A 3,994-nucleotide genomic window follows, 5' to 3' on the forward strand; every position below is an offset into this window, starting at 1 on the left:
AGCCGGTGGGCGACCACCAGCGTGGTGCGCCGTCCTGCCAGCCGGTCCGTCGCCTGGTTGACCTGGGCCTCGGTGGCCAGGTCGAGCGCGGCGGTGGCCTCGTCGAGCAGCAGGATGTCGGGGTCGACGAGTTCGGCGCGGGCCAGCGCGATCAGCTGGCGCTGTCCGGCGGAGAGGTTCCGGCCGCGCTCGGCGACCTCGTGCAGGTAGCCGCCCTCCAGCGTGGCGATCATCTCGTGCGCGCCGACCGCGCGGGCCGCCGCTTCGACCTCGGCGTCGGTGGCGTCCGGACGGCCGTAGGCGATGGCGTCGCGGATCGTGCCCGGGAAGAGGTAGGCCTCCTGCGGGACCACGCCGAGCCGGTGCCGGTAGGCGGTGATGTCGAGGTCCCTGAGGTCGGTGCCGTCGACGGTGACCCTGCCCCCGGTCGGGTCGTAGAACCGGGCCACCAGCTTGACCAGGGTGGATTTCCCGGCGCCGGTCTCGCCGACGAACGCGACGGTCTGCCCGGCGGGGATGCGCAGGTCGATGCCGCTGAGCGCCTCCTCCTCGTCCCCGTAGGCGAAGTCCACGTCCTCGAAGACGACCTGGCCGCGCAGGGAGGGCACGCCGAGGGGTTTCGAGGCGTCCTGGGTGGACGCCGGTTCCCGCAGCAGTTCCTGGATGCGGCCCAGGGAGACGGTCGCCTGCTGGTAGCCGTCGAAGACCTGGGAGAGCTGCTGCACCGGGGCGAAGAACAGGTCGATGTAGAGCAGGTACGCGACCAGCGCACCCGTCGTCAGCGTCCCGTTGTCGACCCTGATCCCGCCCACGACGAGGACCGCCGCCGCGGCCGACGACGCCAGGAACTGCACGAACGGGAAGTACACCGAGATCAGCCACTGGCCCCGGATGCGGGCGGCCCGGTAGCCGTCGCTGCGCTCGGCGAACCGCCGGTTGCCCAGCCGCTCGCGTCCGAAGGCCTGCACGATCCGCAGACCGGACACCGACTCCTGGAGGTCGGCGTTGACCGCCGAGATCCGCTCCCGGGCCAGTTCGTACGCCTTCACGCTGGCCCGGCGGAAGAAGTACGTGGCGAGGATCAGCGGGGGCAGTGTGGTGAAGACGATCAGGGCGAGCTGTACGTCGATCACCAGCAGGGCGACCATGATGCCGAAGAAGGTGACCACCGAGACGAACGCGGTGACCAGGCCCGTCTGCAGGAACGTCGACAGCGCGTCCACGTCGGTGGTCATCCGGGTCATGATCCGGCCGGTCAGCTCGCGCTCGTAGTAGTCGAGGCCGAGCCGCTGGAGCTGGGCGAAGATCTTCAGCCGCAGTGAGTACAGCACGCGTTCGCCGGTGCGTCCGGTCATCCGGATCTCGCCGGTCTGCGCCGCCCACTGCACGGTCACCGCGAGCAGGCCGAGCAGCGCCGACGCCCAGACGGCGCCGAGGGCGGCCTGGGTGACGCCGGCGTCGATGCCGTGCCGGATCAGCACCGGCAGCAGCAGGCCCGAGCCGGCGTCCACGGCGACGAGCGCGAGGCTCAGGAGGAGGGGCCGGCGGAAGCCGCGCAGGAGGCGGCGCAGTCCGTAGGACTCCTCCGCCTGGACGGCCCGGCGCTCGTCGACGTCGGGGACGTCGTCGGCCGGGGGCAGCGCCGCGACCTGGGCGAGCAGTTCGGGGGTGGCCGGGCTGCCGGCCAGGGCGGTGTCCTTGGGCTCGCGGTCGCCGGTCCACAGGCGGGGGGTGACCCCGCGTTCGGCGTCGAACTCGGCGTCCAGCTCCGCGCGGACCGTGGTGTCGGCGGTGTCGTCCTGCTGGAGGGCGGCGGCCGGGTGGTGGCCCGGGGAGACGCCGCCCAGCTCGTCGGGGTCGGTGAGCAGCCGGCGGTAGAGGGCACAGCGCCGCTGGAGCTCGTCGTGGGTGCCGAGGTCGGCGAGCCGGCCGCCGTCGAGGACGGCGATGCGGTCGGCGAGGTTGAGGGTGGAGCGGCGGTGCGCGATCAGCAGGGTGGTGCGGCCGCGCATGACCTCGGCCAGCGCCTCGTGGATCTCGTGCTCGACGCGGGCGTCCACGGCGGAGGTGGCGTCGTCGAGCACCAGCAGGCGCGGGTCGGTGAGGAGGGCGCGGGCGAGCGCGACGCGCTGGCGCTGGCCGCCGGAGAGGGTCAGTCCGTGCTCGCCGACGGTGGTGTCGTAGCCGTCGGGCAGCTCGGTGATGAACCGGTCGGCCTGGGCCGCGCGGGCGGCGGCCACGATCTGTTCCTCGGTCGCGTCCGGGCGGCCGTAGGCGATGTTGGCGCGCACGGTGTCGGAGAAGAGGAAGGAGTCCTCCGGGACCAGCCCGATCGCGGCCCGCAGCGACTCGGTGGTCAGCTCGCGCACGTCGTGCCCGCCGACGAGGACGGCGCCGCCGGTGACGTCGTAGAAGCGCGGCAGGAGCAGCGAGACGGTGGACTTGCCGGAGCCGGAGGAGCCGACGACGGCTAGGGTCTCGCCGGGCCCGATCTCGAAGGACAGGCCGTTGAGGACGGGGCGGCTCTTCCCGGAGGCGGTGTCGTAGCCGAAGGAGACGTCGTCGAACTCGACGGTCGCGGGGGCGTCGGCGGGGAGTTCCTTGGTGCCGTCGGCGAGGGACGGCTCGGTGTCGATCAGCTCCAGGACGCGCTCGGTGCCGGCCCTGGCCTGCTGCCCGACGGTCAGCACGACGGCGAGCATCCTGACCGGGCCGACGAGCTGGGCGAGGTAGGTGGAGAAGGCGACGAAGGTGCCCAGCGTGATGTTGCCGCGCACGGCGAGCCAGCCGCCGAGGGCGAGCATCGCCACCTGGCCGAGGGCGGGGACGGCCTGGAGGGCCGGGGTGTACCGGGAGTTCAGCCGGATGGTCCGCAGCCGCCCGGCGAACAGCCGCCGGCCGACCTCGCGGAGCTTGCCCGTCTCCTGCTCCTCCTGCCCGAAGCCCTTCACCACGCGCACCCCGCTGACGGCGCCGTCGACCACTCCGGCGACGGCGGCCGCCTGGGCCTGCGCGTACCAGGTGGACGGGTGCAGCCGGGTGCGGCTGCGCTTGGCGATCCACCACAGGGCGGGGGCGACGGCGAGGGCGACGCCCGTGAGCGGCAGCGACAGCGACGCCATGATCACGAGGGAGATCACGAACAGCAGGATGTTGCCGATGGTCATCGGCAGCATGAAGAGCAGGCCCTGGATCAGCTGGAGGTCGCTGGTGGCCCGCCCGACGACCTGCCCGGTGGACAGCTCGTCCTGACGGCGGCCGTCGAGCCGGGTGATCGTCCGGTACATCTCGGTCCGCAGGTCGTGCTGGACGTGCAGGGCGAGCCGGCCGCCGTAGTAGCGGCGGACGAAGGTGAGGGCGTAGACGACGGCCGCGGCACCGATCAGGGCGCCCGCCCAGGGGGCCATGGCACGGGTGTGGTCGCCGATCACGTCGTCGATGATCACCTTGGTGACCAGCGGGACCAGCGCCATCACGGCCATGCCGCCGAGGGACGAGCCCAGGGCCAGCACGACGTCCCCCGGATGACGCCACGCGTACGCGCCCAGTCGTCGTGCCCATCCCTGCTGCGGTGTCACGCGGGTGCCCTCCGGTCGTGCGATCCGATCGTCCTGATCTACCGGAAGGCACCAACGCGCACCGAAGCGGATTTCATCCCTCCGTAACGTTTGGGCAGGTCGGTGTCACTCCGGAGAGACCCCCCTCCGCAAGGACGTCACGCAATCGACACCGCATGTACATTCATACAACTTCATGCGCATGTCACGATGCGGAGACCCTCATTCAACTCGCGTAGACGGGACACCCCCACATGCTCGCGATACGCATGCGCACCCGACGCCGGAAGGCGGTGGCGTTCGCCACCGCCGCCGCTCTCACCGTCCTCGCCGTTCCCGCCCTGACCGCGTCCCCCGCCACGGCCACGACCGAGCCCCCGGTGACGGCAGCGGCCACAGCTACCGCTACCGCTACGGCGACAGCGACAGCGACAGCG

At 72.2% G+C, this 3,994-nt stretch carries 2 protein-coding genes; one reads left to right on the forward strand and one right to left on the reverse strand.

The window, feature by feature from the left end; genetic code table 11:
- A partial coding sequence (locus AOK11_RS34905; RefSeq protein ID WP_055597667.1) for an ABC transporter ATP-binding protein occupies window positions 1-3,578 on the reverse strand: 3,578 nt, incomplete at its 3' end.
- A 233-nt stretch (window positions 3,579-3,811) separates the two neighbouring features.
- Between AOK11_RS34905 and AOK11_RS44200 the strand changes: the two genes are divergently transcribed.
- Window positions 3,812-3,994 (forward strand): hypothetical protein (locus AOK11_RS44200; protein ID WP_206188990.1); only part of this gene is annotated, 183 nt, incomplete at its 3' end.

Origin of the sequence: Streptomyces hirsutus (assembly GCF_001418415.1) — a bacterium.
Taxonomy (GTDB): Bacteria; Actinomycetota; Actinomycetes; order Streptomycetales; family Streptomycetaceae; genus Streptomyces; species Streptomyces hirsutus.